Source organism: Rhodopseudomonas palustris, assembly GCF_003591005.1.
Classification (GTDB): domain Bacteria; phylum Pseudomonadota; class Alphaproteobacteria; order Rhizobiales; family Xanthobacteraceae; genus Rhodopseudomonas; species Rhodopseudomonas palustris_K.
The window spans coordinates 293,197-312,662 of record NZ_QYYD01000001.1; the positions used below are offsets into that span (position 1 = coordinate 293,197).

General features: G+C 65.4%; 20 protein-coding genes. 14 read left to right on the forward strand and 6 right to left on the reverse strand.

Annotated elements, in window-relative coordinates:
• The first annotated feature begins 35 nt into the window (after positions 1-35).
• From D4Q52_RS01365 to D4Q52_RS01395, 7 genes are all read left to right on the forward strand, one after another.
• Positions 36-1,133, forward strand: coding sequence for a sensor histidine kinase (locus D4Q52_RS01365; protein ID WP_119854726.1), 1,098 nt, complete (start codon positions 36-38; stop codon positions 1,131-1,133).
• A gap of 257 nt (positions 1,134-1,390) precedes the next feature.
• Positions 1,391-1,789 (forward strand): DUF7662 domain-containing protein, encoded by a 399-nt coding sequence (locus D4Q52_RS01370; protein ID WP_119854727.1) that lies wholly within the window; start codon positions 1,391-1,393, stop codon positions 1,787-1,789.
• A 1-nt stretch (position 1,790) separates the two neighbouring features.
• Positions 1,791-2,204, forward strand: a complete 414-nt coding sequence (locus D4Q52_RS01375; RefSeq protein WP_119854728.1) for a type II toxin-antitoxin system VapC family toxin — start codon at positions 1,791-1,793, stop codon at positions 2,202-2,204.
• A gap of 25 nt (positions 2,205-2,229) precedes the next feature.
• Entirely contained in the window at positions 2,230-3,714 is a 1,485-nt protein-coding gene (gatB, locus tag D4Q52_RS01380) for an Asp-tRNA(Asn)/Glu-tRNA(Gln) amidotransferase subunit GatB (protein ID WP_119854729.1), read from the forward strand.
• A 508-nt stretch (positions 3,715-4,222) separates the two neighbouring features.
• Positions 4,223-4,366 (forward strand): histone H1, encoded by a 144-nt coding sequence (locus D4Q52_RS01385; protein ID WP_119854730.1) that lies wholly within the window; start codon positions 4,223-4,225, stop codon positions 4,364-4,366.
• A 663-nt stretch (positions 4,367-5,029) separates the two neighbouring features.
• Entirely contained in the window at positions 5,030-5,296 is a 267-nt protein-coding gene (locus D4Q52_RS01390; RefSeq protein ID WP_119854731.1) for a hypothetical protein, read from the forward strand.
• Between the two features lie 131 nt (positions 5,297-5,427).
• Entirely contained in the window at positions 5,428-5,874 is a 447-nt protein-coding gene (locus D4Q52_RS01395) for a cache domain-containing protein (RefSeq protein ID WP_119854732.1), read from the forward strand.
• Positions 5,875-6,137: 263 nt separating this feature from the next.
• On the opposite strand, the gene D4Q52_RS01400 is transcribed toward D4Q52_RS01395, so the two are convergent.
• On the reverse strand, positions 6,138-7,130 hold the full coding sequence (locus tag D4Q52_RS01400) for a tripartite tricarboxylate transporter substrate binding protein (protein ID WP_182915187.1): 993 nt from the start codon (positions 7,128-7,130) through the stop codon (positions 6,138-6,140).
• A gap of 138 nt (positions 7,131-7,268) precedes the next feature.
• Between D4Q52_RS01400 and D4Q52_RS01405 the strand changes: the two genes are divergently transcribed.
• The 6 genes from D4Q52_RS01405 to D4Q52_RS01430 all read left to right on the forward strand — a co-directional run bounded on the left by D4Q52_RS01405 (position 7,269) and on the right by D4Q52_RS01430 (position 12,905).
• On the forward strand, positions 7,269-7,853 hold the full coding sequence (locus tag D4Q52_RS01405; protein WP_119854733.1) for an NnrU family protein: 585 nt from the start codon (positions 7,269-7,271) through the stop codon (positions 7,851-7,853).
• Between the two features lie 2 nt (positions 7,854-7,855).
• Positions 7,856-8,677 (forward strand): 3-methyl-2-oxobutanoate hydroxymethyltransferase, encoded by an 822-nt coding sequence (gene panB, locus D4Q52_RS01410; RefSeq protein ID WP_119854734.1) that lies wholly within the window; start codon positions 7,856-7,858, stop codon positions 8,675-8,677.
• Between the two features lie 249 nt (positions 8,678-8,926).
• Positions 8,927-9,580 carry a tetratricopeptide repeat protein gene (locus D4Q52_RS01415; RefSeq protein ID WP_119854735.1) on the forward strand — a complete coding sequence of 218 codons (654 nt, stop codon included), beginning with the start codon at positions 8,927-8,929 and terminating at the stop codon, positions 9,578-9,580.
• Between the two features lie 53 nt (positions 9,581-9,633).
• Positions 9,634-10,170, forward strand: a complete 537-nt coding sequence (locus D4Q52_RS01420) for a hypothetical protein (protein ID WP_119854736.1) — start codon at positions 9,634-9,636, stop codon at positions 10,168-10,170.
• Between the two features lie 72 nt (positions 10,171-10,242).
• Positions 10,243-11,628 carry a ribosome biogenesis GTPase Der gene (gene der / locus D4Q52_RS01425; RefSeq protein ID WP_119854737.1) on the forward strand — a complete coding sequence of 462 codons (1,386 nt, stop codon included), beginning with the start codon at positions 10,243-10,245 and terminating at the stop codon, positions 11,626-11,628.
• Complete coding sequence (locus tag D4Q52_RS01430) at positions 11,625-12,905, forward strand: TCR/Tet family MFS transporter (RefSeq protein WP_119854738.1); 1,281 nt, start codon at positions 11,625-11,627, stop codon at positions 12,903-12,905. Before der ends, D4Q52_RS01430 begins: the two co-directional genes overlap by 4 nt.
• 132 nt (positions 12,906-13,037) lie before the next feature.
• Here D4Q52_RS01430 and D4Q52_RS01435 read toward each other — a convergent pair whose 3' ends face one another.
• The 5 genes from D4Q52_RS01435 to radA all read right to left on the reverse strand — a co-directional run bounded on the left by D4Q52_RS01435 (position 13,038) and on the right by radA (position 19,054).
• Positions 13,038-14,264 carry an ABC transporter substrate-binding protein gene (locus D4Q52_RS01435; RefSeq protein ID WP_119854856.1) on the reverse strand — a complete coding sequence of 409 codons (1,227 nt, stop codon included), beginning with the start codon at positions 14,262-14,264 and terminating at the stop codon, positions 13,038-13,040.
• 81 nt (positions 14,265-14,345) lie between these two features.
• Positions 14,346-15,089, reverse strand: a complete 744-nt coding sequence (locus tag D4Q52_RS01440) for an SDR family NAD(P)-dependent oxidoreductase (protein ID WP_119854739.1) — start codon at positions 15,087-15,089, stop codon at positions 14,346-14,348.
• Positions 15,090-15,214: 125 nt separating this feature from the next.
• The gene (gene purF, locus D4Q52_RS01445; RefSeq protein ID WP_234831033.1) at positions 15,215-16,675 is read right to left on the reverse strand and encodes an amidophosphoribosyltransferase; all 1,461 of its coding nucleotides are present in this window, start codon (positions 16,673-16,675) and stop codon (positions 15,215-15,217) included.
• An 81-nt stretch (positions 16,676-16,756) separates the two neighbouring features.
• Positions 16,757-17,386: a CvpA family protein gene (locus D4Q52_RS01450; RefSeq protein WP_119854741.1), complete on the reverse strand. Its 630-nt coding sequence runs from the start codon at positions 17,384-17,386 to the stop codon at positions 16,757-16,759.
• Between the two features lie 207 nt (positions 17,387-17,593).
• On the reverse strand, positions 17,594-19,054 hold the full coding sequence (gene radA, locus D4Q52_RS01455; RefSeq protein ID WP_119854742.1) for a DNA repair protein RadA: 1,461 nt from the start codon (positions 19,052-19,054) through the stop codon (positions 17,594-17,596).
• Between the two features lie 138 nt (positions 19,055-19,192).
• On the opposite strand from radA, the gene D4Q52_RS01460 reads away from it, so the two are divergent.
• Positions 19,193-19,447 (forward strand): hypothetical protein, encoded by a 255-nt coding sequence (locus D4Q52_RS01460; RefSeq protein ID WP_119854743.1) that lies wholly within the window; start codon positions 19,193-19,195, stop codon positions 19,445-19,447.
• Positions 19,448-19,466: the final 19 nt, after the last annotated feature.

Here is a 19,466-nt window from a genome sequence, read left to right on the forward strand (position 1 = left end):
AGTGCGGTCATGTTGACGGCGGGCAGGATGGTTTAATGAGCGCTGATGAAGCGGTGCCGTCGCAAGGCGTCGACGGAATTCTGGGGTCGCCGAAGATCGCGGTGGCGATCGGGAACGACCGCTACAGGCATCTGCTGGACAACGTCCCGGTTGCCGTCGCGGTGTCGCGCGGCCAAGGCGACGTGCAGCGCATCGCCTACATCAACAAGGCGTTCGAAGCGCTGCTCGAGCTGTCTCCGGCCGACGTCGAAGGACACAGCTGGACCTGCCTCGATACGCTGGTCAGCGAGGACGATCCGGCGAAAACGCTCGGCGCCGCGATCCGCGTCGGCGAGGATTTCCTCGGCGTGTTCCGGCCGCTGGCGCCGTCCGATCGCATCCTGATCGTGCAGGCCTACGCCTCGGTGATCGAAAGCGAAGACGGACCCGAGAGCTTCCGGATCGCTGCGCTGGTCGATGTCGGCGGCCGCGAGCGTGCGCAGATCGAGCGCTTCGAAACCCAGATCCGCGAGCGCGACACGCTGATGCGTGAGCTGCAGCACCGCGTGAAGAACAATCTGCAACTCGTCACCGCGCTGGTGCGGCTCGAAGCGCGCTCGGCCGCGGAAGGCGAGACCGTCGCGCTCGCCCGGCTTGCCAGCCGGATCGATGCGCTCACCGCGCTGTACCGGATCCTGTCGGCGGAAAGCGCCGGCGGCAACGACCTCGACCTCGGCGAATATCTGTCCGATGTCACCGAGGCGGTGATGCTCGCGCACGGCCGCGACGAGGTCGCCTACGAAGTCAACACCGTGTACTGCCCGCTGTCGGTGAACATCGCGATGCCGGCGGGACTGTTGGTCAACGAGATGCTGACCAACGCGCTGAAATACGCCTTTGTCGGCCGCAGTGGCGGCCGCATCAAGGTGATCTGCGGCGTCGACGCCGGCCGTGTCTCGGTGGTGGTGTCGGACGATGGCGTCGGTCTGCCCGAAGGGCAGGAATGGCCATCGCCGCGCAAGCTCGGCGCGCTGATCTTGCAGACGCTGAAAGAGAACGCCCGCAACGTCGCGTTCGACGCCAAGACGATCCGCGGCCAGGGCACTTGGTTCACGCTCAGCTTCGACGCCGCGCCGACGCCGGCGCCGCATTAGTCGATTAGTCCAGCCGCTGCCGCGCTCGGTACGTAAAGCGCTGCGCAGCTCCGACCGCAATCGTGCATCCGGCCGCGCTGACGCGCTCAGCTCGAACAGCAAGGTCGCGATAGCCGCGGAGCTGTGGGCGTGAGGTCCGGATGGGCGGCTGCCGGGGGCCTGCTGCTGGAAGCGGCCATCCGCCGCCGCGGCCGCCAATCTGGACTTTCAGGAGCCAAATAGCTACCTTGGAACGATCGTGACGGCGGAGGTCCCTGATGGGCAAGTATGAACCGCTGACCGAGTTTCTCAAGCAGCAGACCGGCAGCGAAGTGCGGATGAGCTTTGCGCAGATCGAGCGCGTGATCGGCAGCAAGCTGCCTCCGGTCGCGCGCGATCGCGCGTGGTGGAGCAACTCGCCGAGCAACAATGTGATGACCCAGGCGTGGCTGGACGCCGGCTTCCGCAGCGAGCAAGTCGATATGGAGAGCGGCGAACTGGTGTTTCGCCGCGACCAGGCGGCAGCGTCGCCCGCCGCCAACACCGGCCGCCATCCGCTGTTCGGATGCATGAAGGGCACGGTGCACATCCCGGACGGTGTCGATCTGACAGCACCCGCTGATCCGGAGTGGGGCGAACTCGCCTACGGCGACGATCTGCCGGAGCGGTTGCCGTAACGTGTTGCCGCTTCTGCTCGATACCTGCGCGTTGATCTTTTTCTCAACCAGTGAGGACGAGGCAGGAGAGGCGCGAGCCTACGTGCAGCGGGCCCACGAGATCGGCCAGGCGGTGCTGGTGTCGCCGATTTCCGCTTGGGAAATCGGCCTGCTGGTTGCGCGCGGCCGGCTCAATCTGCTGATGTCGCCGCTGCTCTGGTTCGAACGGGTGATGGCGAGGTCGAGCTTGCATCTGGCAGAGCTGACGCCCGCCGTGTTGGTCGCGTCGTCGTTCCTGCCCAGCTTTCCTCACCGCGATCCAGCCGACCGCATCATCGCCGCGACCGCCCGCGAATACGGCTACCGGCTGATCACGCGCGATCGGTCGTTATTGGCATATGCCCGGGAAGGGCATATTCAGGCGCTTGCCTGCTGAACCTGCGCTGCTCGAAGGACCTGCCATGAACGCACCCGTCAAACCGTCCCAGCTCATCAAGGGCGCCACCGGCGATTGGGAGATTGTGATCGGGCTGGAGGTCCACGCTCAGGTGTCGTCGAATGCCAAGCTATTCTCCGGCGCCGCGACCGAGTTCGGCGGCGCGCCGAACAGCCACGTCTCGCTGGTCGACGCCGCGATGCCCGGCATGCTGCCGGTGATCAACGAGGAGTGCGTTCGTCAGGCGATCCGTTCGGGACTGGGACTGAACGCGCAGATCAACCTGCGCTCGGTGTTCGACCGGAAGAACTATTTCTATCCCGACCTGCCGCAGGGCTATCAGATCAGCCAGTACAAATCGCCGATCGTCGGCGAAGGCGTGGTCGTCGTCGATCTGCCGACCGGCGACAGCGTCGGTGTCGGCATCGAGCGGCTGCATCTCGAACAGGACGCCGGCAAGCTGCTGCACGATCAGCATCCGACCTCGACCTTCGTGGATCTCAACCGCTCCGGCGTCGCGCTGATGGAGATCGTCTCCAAGCCGGATCTGCGGTCGTCCGAACAGGCCAAGGCTTACGTCTCCAAGCTACGCACCATCCTGCGCTATCTCGGGACGTGCGATGGCGACATGGAGAAGGGCAGCCTGCGCGCCGACGTCAACGTCTCGGTGCGTCGCCCGGGCGAGCCGTTCGGCACACGTTGCGAGATCAAGAACGTCAACTCGATCCGCTTCATCGGCCAGGCGATCGAATACGAAGCGCGTCGGCAGATCGGCATCCTCGAAGACGGCGGCGCGATCGATCAGGAGACACGGTTGTTCGATGCGACCAAGGGCGAGACGCGGTCGATGCGGTCGAAGGAAGAGGCGCACGACTATCGCTACTTCCCCGACCCGGATCTGTTGCCGCTCGAGTTTTCGCAGGCCTATGTGGACGAGCTGAAGGCCGGCCTGCCGGAACTGCCGGATGCCAAGAAGGCCCGTTTCATGGGCGCTTTCGGGCTGTCGGCCGACGACGCCGGCGTGCTGGTGAGCGAGCGCGAGAGCGCCGAATTCTATGAGGCGGTGCTCGCCGGGCTCGCCGACAAAGCGCGCGACGGCAAGCTCGCCGCCAACTGGGTGATTAACGAGTTGTTCGGCCGGCTCAACAAGGACGGCCAGAGCATCGACGCTTCGCCGGTCTCCGCGGCGCAGCTTGCCGCGATCGTCGATCTGATCGGGGAGGGCACCATCTCCGGCAAGATCGCCAAGGAACTGTTCGAGATCGTCTGGGTTGAAGGCGGTGATCCGCGCGTGCTCGTCGAACAACGCGGCTTGAAGCAAGTCACCGATCTGTCCGCGATCGAAAAGGTCGTCGACGAGATCGTAGCGGGCAATCCCGACAAGGTCGCACAGGTCGTGGCCAAGCCGGCGATGCTCGGCTGGTTCGTCGGACAGGTGATGAAGTCCTCCGGCGGCAAGGCAAATCCGCAGGCCGTCAACGATCTTCTGAAGCGCAAACTCGGCCTCTGATCACGCCGTGCCGAGCGTCGTCGCGCCGTGCGACGACATCACTCGGCGGCGCGCGCCTTCGAATCATCATTCGCGATTCGTCCCGAAACGCCTCTCCGGCGCGTCTTTTCGGCGCCGGCACGGGGGTGTGGATGAAAATATTTTCATTGCCAAAAATTCCGACTCAGACTCCGCGGCAGGCTCCTGCGCGCCGACTCGGGCGCCCGGCCGCTTCGCCGAAACGCGTAGTTAGCGTACTAATCGGATTTGAGAAACGATTGTCGCGCGCGGCTTTCTCTCGATCTTGACAAACGCCGATGTAGATTTTTCGGGGCTAAACGCGATCACGCGGCGAACTGCACGACGCGCGAATTCGAAAGACGCCGACGCCGCGCGGCAAACAGCCATCAACACTTCCTTAAGCGGGACACTGTTTTTTTCGATGTGTTGGTGTATTCGGGAAGTAGTGCATCTCGATTCCCGAGTGCACGCAGCAGCAATCAGCCATCTCACTTTATCGGAGGGCAACATGGCCAAGAAAGCGAAGAAGGCGGCGACGAAGAAAGCGGCGCCGAAGAAGGCGAAGACCGCGAAGACCGCGAAGAGCGCCGTGAAGAAGACCGCGAAGAAGACCACCAAGAAGGTCGCCAAGAAGGCCGCCAAGAAGAAGTAAGCTCGCTCACGAGCGAGTGCCGGCGACTCGAACGTCGGCAGCGTCACACGACATCGGCGAACGACTGCGCTCAGCGGCGGTTCGGCGAGGGTCCGGTAGACGAGAGGGTGTCGGCGAGACATCAGGCCAAACGGCCGGTTAGCGCGGCGGAGAATTTCCGAGCGCGCGTACGGCAGAAGAAGCGGTTCTTCTTCTTACGGTGCGGATGCTGGTCCGCAGTTTCACGGCGGTCTCCGCCTGTGAGATTTGGTCCTGACGTGTTCGCCGACGCCCTCGTTCTTTGTGCGCAGCCGTATCCGGCGCGCCGTCCCGCTGCTTCTGAAGCCGGGCTGATCCAAGCTCCTCCCATCGGTGATTGCTGCCCCCGCACAGAGTTTGCGGCTGCCAAGGTGTTGCCGCTTCGCCCGATGGTTATCGGTTCGCCAAACCGCAGGGTAAACGGGCCGTGAAGCGATGGAGGAAATGCCTGTCGCACAGGTGTTTTCTGATTCCGCCGATTATGGCGGGCCGGCACCGTTCAGAATCCGTTCATCGCGACGCTTAAACTGCTCTTCAAATTTGAATGGTCAGATCGCCTGACACAAACACGCCGGGTCACGGCGGTGGGGACGACAAGACAGACGACAGGAGCCGCCCTCCGGGGGCGGTCAGATGGAGAGACAGATGCTGCAGGGATTTCTGAACACCGAGACTGCGCTGCCGATCGAAGCCGGCGAAAATCCGGATGTGCTGTTCGACCTCGGACTGCTGTTCGCCTCCGGGCGCGGCGCTTCGGTCGACCTCGTCGCGGCGCACAAATGGTTCAATCTGGCCGCGCTGAAAGGCCGGGCCGATGCGATCGAGCTGCGCCGCGAAGTCGCTTCGCAGATGTCGGCCGAGCAGATTGCCGCAGCGCAGCGCGAAGCCCGCGCCTGGATCAGCTCGCACTAACATTTCGCGTGAACGCATGGAGCGGCGTCCGGTATCGCCTTATGGTTAGTCCTAAGTCGCGCTGACCGCCGCTGGAACGCCCGGTTATCCTTCCGCCACGCTCCATCAAGGGAGCCGACGAGGAGGGAACTATGAAATTCAAGTCACTGTTGTGTGTGATCGCCAGCGCGGGCCTGCTCGCGAACTCGGCAACGTTCGCCGCCGAGTTCGGCACCGCCGACGAAGCCAAAGCGATGCTCACCAAAGCCGCAGCCGCGGTGAAGGTCGACAAGGCCAAGGCGCTGTCGGAATTCGCCAAGGGTGAGGGCGGCTTCAAGGACCGCGACCTCTACCCGTTCTGCGGCGGCCCCGACGGCCTGTTCACCGCGCACCCGACGCTGACCGGCAAGAGCCTCAAGGACCTCAAGGACAAGACCGGCAAGCCGCTCGGCGAAGAGATCTACGCCACCGCCAAGGAAGGCGAGGTCAAGGAAGTCAGCTACATGTGGCCGCGCCCAGGCCAGACCGACCCGGTGCAAAAGGTGAGCTACGTCACCAAGATCGGCGACCAGACCTGCGCGGTCGGCTACTACAAATAGCCCGGCAGGGACTTTCAGCAGCGTTCGGCGACCGAGACAGAATGCGCCCATCGCACCGCCTTCACGTCCGTCGCCCCACGCACGGTCATTCCGGGGCGCTCACGCAGTGAGCGAACCCGGAATCCCGAAATTGTGGAAACGTTCGGCGGTGCGTCACATGTCGAGATTCCGGGTTCGCTTGCTTCGCAAGCGCCCGGAATGACTCGCGGAGAGGCGGTGCTGCCCGTCGGGAGTCGATGTTGTTGAGGCGGCTAGCCGCGACCTCACTCGATCCGGATGCCCGCGGCGCGGATCACGCCCGACCATAGCGCCTTCTCCTCCGCCAGCGTCTTGCGCAACTCGTCCGGCGAGGAGGGCGCTGGCGTGATCATCTGGACTTTCAGCTTCTCGGCCACCGCCGGCTCGGCGAGCGACCGCCGCACTTCGGCGTTGATCGCGTCGATCAGCGCAGGCGGCGTGCCGCGCGGGGCGATCAGGGCGTTCCAGGCGTCGGACTGCACATCGATCCCGCTCTCCTTCAGCGTCGGCACGTCAGGTAGAAACGGCGAGCGCTCCGGCGTCGATACCGCGAGGATCTTCATCGTGCCGGACGCGAGCTGCGGCGTGACCGCGATCGCCGGCAGGCACGCGGCCTGGACGTCGCCGCGGATCAGCGCCGTCACCGCATTGGGCGAGCCGGCATACGGAATATGCACCAGCTTGGCACCGGCCTGCTGCGCGATCGCTTCCATGCACAGCTGCGACAGCGAGCCGGCGCCGATCGAGGCGTAAGCGACGCTGCTGCCCGGCGCCTTCAGCCGCGCGACGAAGTCGGCGACGCTGCTGACACCGAGGCTCGACGGCACCACCAGCACGTTCGGAAGCCGCGTCAGCATCGTCACCGGCGTGATGTCGCGCTCCGGATCGTAAGGCAGTTTGGCAAACACCATCTGATTGATCACCAGTGGGCCGGGGATCGAGATGCCGAGCGTCGCGCCGTCCGGTGTTGCCTTGGCGACCGCGTCGGTGCCGTTGTTGCCGGCGGCGCCCGGCTTGTTCTCGATCACGAACGTCGTGCCGGGATGTCGCGCCTGCAAACTGTCGGCAAGGATGCGGCCGACGATGTCCGGCGTCGAGCCGGCGCCGAACGGCACGACGATCCGCACCAGCCTTGGCGGCCATGCCGCCGTCTCAGCCGAAGCGGGAGCGCTGATCGTGCACAGAGCAACCAGCATCGCGAACGTCGGCCGCAGCGTTCGGAGGAAGTCTCCCAGCATTTGCATCGGTCCTGTAAAGAATGATACCCGGATTTGCCCGCGCGGCGCCGTGCTGCGGCCGCGCGACGGCGCGGACCTTAGGGGGAATTGGCCAGGGCGCAAACTGCCGCATGCGCCGGCCGAGACAGGAGTGACGCGATGGGACTTGCGGTGATGATCCTCGGCCTGGTGCTGTTCATCGGCACCCATGTCGTGACGACGCGGCGCGATCTGCGCAGCCGCCTGATCGGCATCGGCGGCGAGGCCATTTATAAGATCGCTTACGCGGTGCTGGCGATCGGCGGCCTGCTGCTGATCGCCTATGGCTTTGCCGCCTATCGGGCGGATGGCTGGATCGATGTCTGGTACCCGCCGCGCTGGACCAAACATCTCACCGCACTGCTGATGCTGCCGATGGCAATCCTGCTCGCCGCGGCGTATTCGCGCGGCCGCATCTACGCGGCGGTCAAGCACCCGATGCTGACCGCGGTGAAGCTGTGGGCGGTCGGGCATCTGATCGCCAACGGCGATCTCGGGTCGATCATCCTGTTCGGTTCGCTGCTGGCCTGGGCGGTGTACGACCGCATCTCGCTGAAGCGGCGCAGCGACGCGGGCGGTCCGCCGATCCCGGTCGGTGGTGCCAGGAACGACGTCATCGCTATCGTCGCCGGCGTCGTGCTGTATCTGGCGCTCGCTTTCGTCTTCCATCCCTACGTCATCGGCGTACCCGTGTTCGGAGCCTAAGCATGTCTGTTCAATCGACCATTCGGCGCAAGACTGCTCCGGACATTCGCGCCCGCAAGGGCGGCGATCCGATCGTGATGCTGACCTCGTATCACGCCCACACCGCCTCGCTGGTCGACCGTTACTGCGACGCCATCCTGGTCGGTGACTCGCTCGGCAACGTCATGCACGGCTTCGAGACTACGGTGCCGGTGACGCTCGACATGATGATCCTGCAGGGCCACGCGGTGATGCGCGGCTCGCAGCACGCCCTCGTCGTCGTCGACATGCCGTTCGGCTCGTATGAAGCGTCGAAGGAGCAGGCCTTCCACTCCGCCGCGCGCATCCTGAAGGAGACACACTGCGGCGCCGTGAAGCTCGAGGGCGGCGTGCGCATGGCTGATACCATCAGGTTTCTCACCGAGCGCGGCATTCCGGTGATGGGCCACATCGGCCTCACGCCGCAGTCGATCAACACCCTCGGCTCGTTCCGCGCCCAGGGCCGCGAGGAGGGCAGCTGGGAGCCGATCGAGGCCGACGCCAAGGCGGTCGCCGAGGCCGGTGCGTTTTCGGTCGTGGTCGAAGCGGTCGCCGAACCGCTCGGCCGCAAGATCACCGAGACGATCGCGATCCCGACTATCGGCATCGGTGCCAGCCCAGCCTGCGACGGTCAGGTGCTGGTGCTCGAAGACATGCTCGGCCTGTCGCCGAAGCCGCCGAAATTCGTCAAGCGCTATGGCGAGCTCGGTCCCGGCATCGAAGCGGCCATCAAGGGCTATGCCGAGGAGGTCCGCTCGCGTGCCTTCCCGGGTCCGGAACACGTCTATGGGATGAAGAAGAACTGAGACAGGACGACGTGCGAGGGCGAGCGACTGCCTGAACTTTGCCGCAAGAATTGCGGCGTAAGCTCAGGGCATGAGCTCACGGGCAGATCCGAGCAAGCATCAGTTGATGGTTTCGGGACATCCCCTTGATCCGGCTTGCTTTGCCTTGCCACCGCCATATCGCTAGAGTATCGCCGCCGCAGCGTCTCTGGGACAGACGCCCGGCGCGCTTTGCGGCAGCGCCACGAGATCGCGACAGGAAATCCATAAGTGTCTGAACTATTTAACGAAGTCGATGAAGAAGTCCGTCGCGAACGGCTCAAGCAGCTGTGGGACAAATACTCGCTGTTCATCATCATCGGCGCGATCCTGATCGTGGCCGGAGTCGGCGGCTGGCGCGGCTATCAATATCTCGAAGGCAAGAAGGCCGCCGAAGCCGGTGCCGCCTTCACCGCCGCGGCCGAATTGTCCGATCAGAACAAGCACGCCGAAGCCGAAGAAGCCTTCAACAAGATCGCCGCGACCGCGCCTGCGGGCTATCGCAACCTCGCGCGGCTGCGCGCCGCAGCCGAAGCCGCCGCGCGCGATCCGCAGCAGGCGGTCAAGCTGTACGAAGCGATCGCGGCCGATCGCAGCGTCCCGGCGCAGGACCGCGATCTCGCGACGCTGCGTATCGGCCAGCTGCTGGTCGACACCACGGCGTATAACGACATGGTGCAGCGCCTCGAACCGATCTCCGGTCCGGGCGCCATCTATCGTCACACCGCGCGTGAGATGCTGGCGCTATCTGCCTGGCGCGCCAACAATGTCGAGGCGACGCGGCAGTGGATCGAGCAGATCAATCTCGATCCGGAAACGCCGGCGAGCCTGCGTAACCGCGCCGAAGTCATGCAGGCGCTGCTGCCGCCCGCCGCCAAGAGCTAGTTCGACACCGACCGGCACCATCGCCAACGTTCGAGTTACGTGAGACATCGCCCATGCGCCGTTCGCACCGCCTGATCTCCCTTGCCGTTCTGCTCGCGCTGTCGAGCGGATTGGGTGGCTGCGGCAGCATGGGCGGTTGGGATCCGACCGATATGTTCGACTTCCTGGACAACAAGAAGAAGCTGGCGGGCGATCGCAAGCCGGTGTTCCCTGAAGGCGTCCCGGGGCTCGAGCAGGGTGTGCCGAAGGGGCTCTATAAAGGCGCGCAGCAACAGGATCAGGCCGTAATGGAGCCGGAGCCGCCAGCCGCGCCGCCGCCGGAAGCCAAGCCGAAGCGTAGTAAGGCGCAACGCAGTTCGACAGCATCCCGCCCCGCGGCGCGGCCGTCGCCGGACGCCTCGGAGGAAGACGGCAGCACAGCCGCTGCGCCGCCGGCGCCGAAGCCCGCCAAGCAGGCGCGCCGCCGCAGCACCACCGCGCCAGCGGCCGACCAGCCCTCCGCAGAACCGGCTCCGGCTCCGGTCCAGCAACAGCAGCAAGGCACGTCGGCTTTCCCGGCGCCGCTGCCGAGCGGTACTTTCCAGCGCTGATCAGGGCTTCCGGCGCGCTTCCGGTACGCCGCGACATTGACAGGTCACCGCTTCTCGGCGCACGGATCAGCCATGTCGTTCACCATCGCCATTATCGGCCGACCTAACGTCGGCAAATCAACGCTGTTCAATCGTCTGGTCGGGCAAAAGCTCGCGCTGGTCGACGACACGCCTGGAGTCACCCGCGACCGCCGTGAAGGCGAGGGGCGCCTTGGCGATCTCGAATTCACCATCATCGATACGGCGGGGCTCGACGAGGGCGCCAAAGGCTCGCTGACGGCGCGGATGCAGCAGCAGACCGAGACCGCCATCGCGCTCGCCGACGCGCTGATGTTCGTGTTCGACGCCCGCATGGGGCTGACGCCGAACGACCGCGCCTTCGCGGACTTTGCCCGCCGCGCCAACAAGCCGGTGGTGCTGGTCGCCAACAAGAGCGAGGGCAAGCACGGCGAGATCGGCGCGATGGAGTCCTACGCGCTCGGCCTCGGCGATCCGGTGCAGATCTCCGCCGAACACGGCGAAGGCCTCAGCGAACTCTACGACGCGCTGCGCGTGCTGATGCCGGAGCCGGTCGAAGAGGATGAGGACGACGACGAGAACCTCAACGAACTGACCGACGAGGAAATCGCGCGTCGCCCGATCCGGGTCGCGATCGTCGGCCGGCCCAACGCCGGCAAGTCGACCTTCATCAACCGGCTGCTCGGCGAGGACCGATTGCTGACCAGCCCCGAAGCCGGCACGACGCGCGACTCGATCGCCGTCGAGGTGAAGTGGAAGGGCCGCGACTTCCGCATTTTCGACACCGCTGGTTTGCGGCGGCGCTCGCGGATCGAGGAGAAGCTCGAGAAGCTGTCGGTCGCCGACGCGCTGCGCGCGGTACGCTTCGCCGAAGTGGTGGTGCTGATGATGGATTCGCAGAACCGCTTCGAGGAGCAGGATCTGCGCATCGCCGATCTGATCGAGCGCGAGGGCCGTGCGCTGGTGATCGCGGTCAACAAATGGGATCTGGTCGAGCAGCAGGGCGGCCAGATCGCACAGTTGCGCGCCGATGCCGACCACTGGCTGCCGCAGATCCGCGGCGTGCCGATCGTCGCGACCTCGGGCATGCTGGGCGAGGGCGTCGACCGGCTGATGACGGCGATCCAGGACGCCTACGCCGTATGGAATACGCGCGTGCCGACCGCAGCGCTGAACCGCTGGTTCGAGCAGGCGGTGGCGCAGAACCCGCCGCCCGCGGTCGCCGGCCGCCGGCTGAAGCTCAACTACGCGACCCAGGCCAAGGCGCGGCCGCCGAGCTTCGTGGTGTTCTGCTCGCGCGCCGACGCGGTGCCGGAATCCTATCTGCGCTATCTGGTCAACTCGATGCGCGGCGTCTTCAAGCTGCCCGGCACGCCGGTGCGGATCACGCTCCGCGAGAAGGCGAACCCGTTCGCCCATAAGCGCAAGCGGAAGTCATGACCAGCGGCGACCAACCGTCCGAGACGATCGGGGCGGGAGGCGCGCGGCCCGCCGCGGTGGGATTCATCTTCGTCACCATTCTGCTCGACATGCTGAGTATCGGCATGATCCTGCCGATCCTTCCGAAGCTCATCGAGAGCTTCTCGAACAACAACACCGCGGACGCAGCCCGCATCTACGGCCTGTTCGGCACCGCCTGGGCGCTGATGCAGTTCGTCGCCTCGCCGGTGCTCGGCGGGCTGTCCGATCATTTCGGCCGCCGGCCGGTGATCCTGCTATCCAATCTCGGCCTCGGGCTCGACTACGTCCTGATGGCTTTGGCGCCGTCGCTGGGCTGGCTGTTTCTCGGGCGGGTGATCTCGGGCATCACTGCGGCAAGTATCTCGACGGCGTTCGCCTACATCGCCGACGTGACGCCAGCGGAGAAGCGCGCCGCGGTGTTCGGCAAAGTCGGCGCCGCGTTCGGGCTCGGCTTCATCATCGGTCCGGCGATGGGCGGGCTGCTCGGCGGCGTCGATCCGCGGCTGCCGTTCTGGGTCGCGGCCGGAATGAGCTTGTGCAACGCTCTGTATGGTTTGTTCGTGTTGCCGGAATCGTTGCCGCCGGAGCGGCGCTCGCCGTTTCGCTGGCGATCGGCCAATCCGGTCGGAGCCGTGCGGCTGCTCGGCTCCAACAGCCGGCTCGCCGCGATGGCGGTGGTCGAGTTCTGTGCCGAGGTTGCGCACGTCGCGCTGCCGGCGATCTTCGTGCTGTATGCGAGCTATCGCTACGGCTGGAGCGAGACCAGGATCGGTCTGGCACTGGCCTTCGTCGGCGTCTGCACCGCGATCGTGCAGGGTGGGCTGGTAGGGCCCGCGGTGAAGCGGCTCGGCGAGCGCAACGCGCAGATCATCGGTTATGGCGGCGGCGCGCTCGGCTTTCTGATCTACGCGCTGGCGCCGACGGGCGCGCTGTTCTGGATCGGTATTCCGGTGATGACGCTGTGGGGGATCGCAGGGCCGGCAACCTCCGGAATGATGACGCGGCTGGTATCGTCCGAACAACAGGGCCAGCTGCAGGGCGCGATGACCAGCGTCAAGAGCATCGCCGAGTTGATCGGCCCGTTCCTGTTCACGCTGATTTTTGCTTATTTCATCGGCGGCAACGCTCCGCTGGAGCTACCCGGAGCGCCGTTCCTGCTCGCCGGGGCGCTGCTGATAGTCTCGGTGGTGATCGCGGCCGGAGCGGCGGGTGGGCCCGAAAACAATCAGGCGCCGCAAGCGGCGCCTGATGTGTGAGTTACCCGGATCTTCAGTGCGAGCGAGCCCCCGGAGCGGCGCCTTTGCGCCGTCCGGGCGAGGCATGGCGACGAAGCAATCCAGCCCAGCGCTCGTTTGTCTGGACGGCCTCGCGGGCAGTGACGGCTGGGCTTACTTCTTGACCAGCGGGCACTCGCTTTCTGACAACGGGCGGGCCGCGTCTTCGGCGGAGATGTCGGCGATCTTCTTGTAGTAGTCCCACGGTCCCTTGGATTCCGCCGGGGTCTTCACCTCGAACAGATAGGCCGGGACCATGCGCCGCCCGTCGGCACGGATGATCGACTTGCCGAACGGCACGTCGTCGGCCGGAATCTCCTTCATCTTGGCCACCACCTTGGCGCCGTCGTGTGGGTTGCCGCCCATCGCGTCCAGCGTCTTGAGATAATGCAGCACCGCCGCATACACGCCGGCCTGGGTCATCGACGGCTTGGCGTTGTTCCTGGCCTGCTCCGAGAACCTCTTGGCGAACGCGCGGGTGTTGTCGTTGAGGTCCCAATAATAGGACTCGGTGAAGGTCAGACCCTGCGCCACCTTGAGGCCGAGCGAGTGCACGTCGTTGACGAACAGCAGCAGCGCGGCCAGCTTCTGGCCGCCGGAGGTGATGCCGAATTCTGCCGCCTGCTTGATCGAGTTCGTCGTGTCGCCGCCCGCATTGGCGAGGCCGACGACCTTGGCCTTGGAGGCCTGCGCCTGCAGCAGGAAGGATGAGAAGTCGGCGTTGTTGATCGGGTGCTTGACGCTGCCCAGGACCTGGCCGCCATTGGCCTTCACCACTGCGGTGGTGTCGCGTTCGAGCGCGGCGCCGAATGCGTAGTCGGCGGTGAGGAAGAACCAGGTGTTGCCGCCGGCCTTGGTCAGTGCCTGACCGGTGCCGTGTGCCAGCATGTAGGTGTCGTATGTCATCGAGATGGTGTTGGGATTGCACGCCTTGCCGGTGAGGTCCGCGCTGGCGCCGCCCGAGTTCATCAGGATGCTGTTCTTCTCCTTGACGAGGTTGCTGATCGCCAGCGCGACGCCGGAGTTCGGCGTGTCGGTGATCAGGTCGACCTTGTCGACGTCGATCCACTGGCGCGCAACGTTGACGCCGATGTCGGGCTTGTTCTGGTGATCGCCGGCGATCAGTTCGATCTTCCAGCCCTTGGCTTCGAGGCCGGAGTCGGCGATGGCCAGCTTGGCGGCGACCACCGAGTTCGGTCCGCCGATGTCGGCGTAGAGGCTCGACATATCATTGAGCACGCCAATCTTGGCGGTCTTGTCCTGGGCAAGTGCAGGCGAGGCGAACGCGGCGCTCGCCAGCGCAAGCGCGATGGCACGACGACGCGACAATGCGACTCTCATCATTTCCCCCTTTGAGGATGGCAGATTGTGAGCGGGTGTTCTCCCCGCTTGCGGTCAGTCAATCGTGCCGTCCTGCGGAAGTCAATCCGCAGCGGGGTCTTTCAGCGAGCCGGAGATGCCGTCGAACAGCTTGCCGGTTTCGGTCCAGCTCGGCAGGCACAGCGGTAACAACTTCTCGGCGACGTCGTCCGGAGAGGGCAGCGTTTCCGGGTCTTCTCCGGGCATGATGGTGCCGCGCAGCTTGGTACGCGTCGGGCCGGGATCGAACAGGTTGATCCGGATCGGTGTCGTATTGATCACTTCCGCGGCCCACACTTGAACTAAAGTATCAAGCGCCGCTTTCGAAGCTGCATAAGGCCCGCGATAGGCCGGTGCCTTGCCGCCGGCGCGCGAGGTCAGGAACACGGCGCGGCCGGCATCGGAGGCACGCAGCAGCGGCTCCATGCAGCGGATCAGCTGGAAGTTGGCGGTCAGGTTGAGGTTGATCACGTCCGACCACGCCTTCACCTCGATGTGGCCGAGCGGGGACGACGGGCCGGCGACGCCGGCGCTGCCGACCAGCACGTCGAGCTTGCCGTGGCGCTCGTAAATCGAGGCGCCGAGCCGGGCGATCGCTTCCAGATCCTTGAGGTCGAGCGGCACCAGCGTGGCCGGGTGACCGCCTTCGGCGCGGATCGCATCGTCGAGCTCTTCGAGCCCGCCCTGCGTCTTGGCGACGGCGATCACATGGGCGCCGGCTCGGGCGAGGACCCGCGCCGTTGCATAGCCGATGCCGCGCGAGGCGCCGGTGACGAGAGCGATGCGGGAGGCGAGGGGCTGTGTCATGGCCGGCACTTGATGATTGAACTTGCGGCCGGGACCGCCCCGACCAATACCGTTCTTCTAGAGACGTTGAAGCCCGGCACAAGGCCGGGCTTCACGAACTTTAGTAAGACGAAACAGGCGAGCTGTCAGCTCGCTTCCGCCAGCAGCGACAATTGCCGCGGCGAGTTTTCGGTCTGGTTCATGTCGGTCAGCGGCGTCGGGTACTCGCCGGTGAAGCAATGGTCGGTGAACTTCGGCAGCGCCGGGTCGCGGCCCGGCTCGCCCATGGCGCGGTAGATGCCGTCGACCGACAGAAACGCGAGCGAGTCGGCGCCGATCAGCTCACGCATCTGCTCCAGCGAGTGCGTCGCCGCCAGCAGGCCGGCGCGGTCCGGGGTGTCGATGCCGTAGTAGTCGGGGTGGGTGATCGGCGGCGAGGCGATGCGGAAATGCACTTCGCGGGCGCCGGCGTCACGCATCATCTTGACGATCTTCTTCGACGTGGTGCCGCGCACCAGGCTGTCGTCGATCAGCACGATCCGCTTGCCCTCGATCGCCGCGCGATTGGCGGAGTGCTTCATCCGCACGCCGAGTTCGCGCACGCTCTGCGTCGGCTGGATGAAGGTGCGGCCGACATAGTGATTGCGGATGATGCCGAGCTCGAACGGCACGCCGCTTTCACGGCTGTAGCCGATCGCGGCCGGCACGCCGGAATCCGGCACCGGCACCACGACGTCGGCCTCGACGTGGCTCTCGCGCGCCAGCTGGGCGCCGAAGCCCTTGCGCACGTCGTACACCGACCGGCCGCCGACGATCGAATCCGGGCGGGCGAAGTAGATGTACTCGAAGATGCAGGGCCGCGGCGGCTGCGGCGGGAACGGCTTGTGGCTCTGCGCGCCTTGCTCGTCGAACACGATGATCTCGCCGGGCTCGACGTCACGCACATACTTGGCGCCGATAATGTCGAGGGCGCAGGTTTCCGACGCCAGGATCGGACAGCCATCGAGCTCGCCCAGCACCAGCGGGCGAATGCCGAGCGGGTCGCGCGCACCGATCAGCTTCTTGTTCGTGAGAGAGACCAGCGAGTAGGCGCCCTCGATCGCGCGCAGTGCTTCGATGAAGCGGTCGATGAACCGCGGCCGCTTCGACTGCGCGACCAGATGCAGGATCACCTCGGTGTCGGTGGTCGACTGCATGATCGCGCCGCTCTGCACCAGTTCGCGGCGCAGCGTCAGTCCGTTGGTGAGATTGCCGTTGTGGCCGACCGCGAAGCCACCGGCGTTGAGCTCGGCGAACAGCGGCTGGACGTTGCGCAGAATGGTCTCGCCCGTGGTCGAGTAGCGAACGTGCCCGACCGCGAGATTGCCCGGCAACCGCGCGATCACATCCGCGCGCGAGAAGGTGTCACCGACCAACCCCAGCCGGCGCTCGGAGTGAAACCGGCCATGGTCGAACGACACGATGCCGGCTGCTTCCTGACCGCGGTGCTGCAACGCGTGCAGCCCGAGTGCGGTGATCGCGGCCGCATCCGGATGGCCAAAAATGCCGAAGACGCCGCATTCTTCCCGCAGCGTATCGCCGTCGGTGTCGAATACGTCGTCATGCATCTGACTATCGAGGATTTGCGGGTCGCGGGCGTCGTCGGAAGAGCTCTGCGCGTCCATCGGGCCTCTCAGTTGGGCCAACGCTCAGCGCGCGGCCGGTTTGCCCTCTATCAGTTTCTTCAAACTGTCGCGGGCTGGTTTGCTGTAGCCATCACCACTGCCGGGAGCAGCCGAATCATCGGTCTGCTCTTCCTCCGGCTTGTTTTTCTTGAACCTCTTCAAGATGGTGTTTTCAGGGTCATCCGGCAAGAGTGTCATCAACCAGTCACCGCTGCCTTGCAAAACTGTGCGAGACTTTGCGTTGACGACCCAATCCGGTCGCTGTTTCTCGGGAACCAGCCAGTTGAAGAACAGATAGGCCACCACCACGATCAGCAGGCCGCGTGCGAGGCCGAACAGGAACCCGAGTGTGCGGTCGAGCGCGCCGATCCGCGAATCCAGGATCATGTCGGAGATCCGCACGGTGATGATCGACACGATAATCAGCGTGCCGAGGAACACGCCGGCGATCACCACGACCGCCGCAACGGTGTCGTTGGTGAAGTAGGTTTTGGCAGTCGGCAGCAGCTTCTGGAAGGCGTAGAGCGTGACCAGCGCCGCAGCGCCCCACGCGGCGATCGACAGCACTTCGCGCATAAAGCCGCGGACCATCGCCAGCAGGCCGGATACCAACATCACCGCGAGGACAACGAAGTCGAGAATCGTAATCGGCATCGGCCAGTCGGGTCCGCTGGGTGTGCAAAACGGCGAATCGGTGCGTGCTGTCAGGGCACGCGACGGTGGTATGGCACGCTGCGCAAGGCGAGAAAACGGTCAACGACCTTTCGACACAGCATCGTGCTGCCGTGTCGCGGGATGGTCGGCATTAACTCGTCCGCGCGCGCGTTGTATAACGGCGCGTTGCGCAAAGGTCACCCCGGATCAGCTCTCGCGCTGCCGGAATCGGGCCGGTGTGGCATTTTTCTCCGCACGGTCCGCCGGCTCGCGCTTGCGTGCGGCCGCGCGCGGTGTTCCGCGCGCTGCGATGTCGGCCACCAGGCTGGTCAGGCCGCCGACGGTCTGCAGCGACAGCCCGGCATCGGACGGCGCATCGCCGCGGGCGGTCTCGGGCAGGATGGCCCGGCCGAAGCCGAGCTTGGCGGCTTCCTTCAGCCGCGCCGGCGTCTGCGCCACCGGCCGGACCGCGCCGGACAGCGAGATCTCGCCGAAATACACCGCGTCTGTCGGCAGCGGCGAGTTCGCCAGCGACGAGACGAGAGCCGCGGCGGCGGCGAGGTCGGCGGCCGGCTCGTTGATGCGCAGCCCGCCCGCGACGTTGAAGTAGACGTCGTAGCCTGACAGCTTGACGCCGCAATGCGCCTCGAGCACCGCCAGCACCATCGAGAGCCTTGCAGAGTCCCAGCCGACGACTGCACGCCGCGGTGTGCCGAGCGTGGTCGGCGCCACCAGCGCCTGCAATTCAACCAGCACCGGCCGAGTGCCTTCGATGCCGGCAAACACTGCAGTGCCAGGCGAACCAAGATCGCGTTCCGACAGGAACAGCTCCGACGGGTTGCTGACCTCGCGCAGGCCAAGCCCGGTCATTTCGAACACGCCGATCTCGTCGGTCGGTCCGAAGCGGTTTTTCACCGAGCGCAGGATGCGGAACTGCTGCGAGCCTTCGCCTTCGAACGACAGCACCGCGTCGACCATGTGCTCGACCACGCGCGGTCCGGCGATCTGGCCGTCCTTGGTGACGTGGCCGACCAGGATGATCGCGGCGCCGCTCTTCTTGGCGAAGCGGATCAGCGCCTGCGCCGAGGCGCGAACCTGCGTCACGGTGCCGGGCGCCGACTCCACCGTGTCGGTCCACATCGTCTGAATGGAGTCGATCACGATCAGGCGCGGCACGGCGCCTTCAGAAAGGGTTGCGATGATGTCTTCGACCGACGTCTCGGCGGCGAGTTCGACCGGCGCCGAGGCCAGGCCGAGCCGCTCGGCGCGTAGCCGCACCTGCGCGATCGCTTCTTCGCCGGAAATATAGACGGTGCGATGGCCCGCCTTGGCCATCAGGCTGGTGGCCTGCGTCAGCAGCGTTGACTTGCCGATGCCGGGATCGCCGCCGACCAGCAGCACCGAGCCGCGCACGAAGCCGCCGCCGGTGACGCGGTCGAGTTCGGCGATGCCGGAGGTGAGGCGAGGCGCGTCCTGGGTCTTGCCGGCGAGCGACTCCAGCTTGAACGTCCGGCCGCGCCGCTTGGCGCGGATGCTGACCGGCACGGCGCTGTCGCCGGCTTCCTCGACCAGCGTGTTCCACTCGCCGCAAGCCTCGCACTTGCCCTGCCAGCGATTATACGATGCGCCGCAATTCTGGCAGACGAATGTGGGGGAGGCTTTGGCCATGTTCAGATACGTCAGTGCTAAGAGCGAACGGGCCTCAAAATGTTCATATTTTGTTCTTTTCGTCAATATTGTCATTGTCCTTTTTCGACCGCAGTCCGTCACGACAGCGCGTCTGGGCTCGGATAAGATCGACGGCCGATGCGAGACGATGAGCGTAGGGTCTACGAGCGACGGAAATGGCGGCAGGTGGCGGGGCACTTCGTCATGGGCGCGGTGTTCGGCGCTGGCTTCGCGATCATCCTGCTGATCGGCAATTACTTCGGGCTGGCGAAGGTGATCGACACCAGTGAGGCACCGATGTTGATCCGTGTTGTCCTCGTCGTCGGCATCGCGGGTTCGTTTGCGTTCTGCGCGGCGATCACCGGCTTTCTATTCTTGGTACACGAAGACTGAAAGGCAGGGTTGGGCCTCT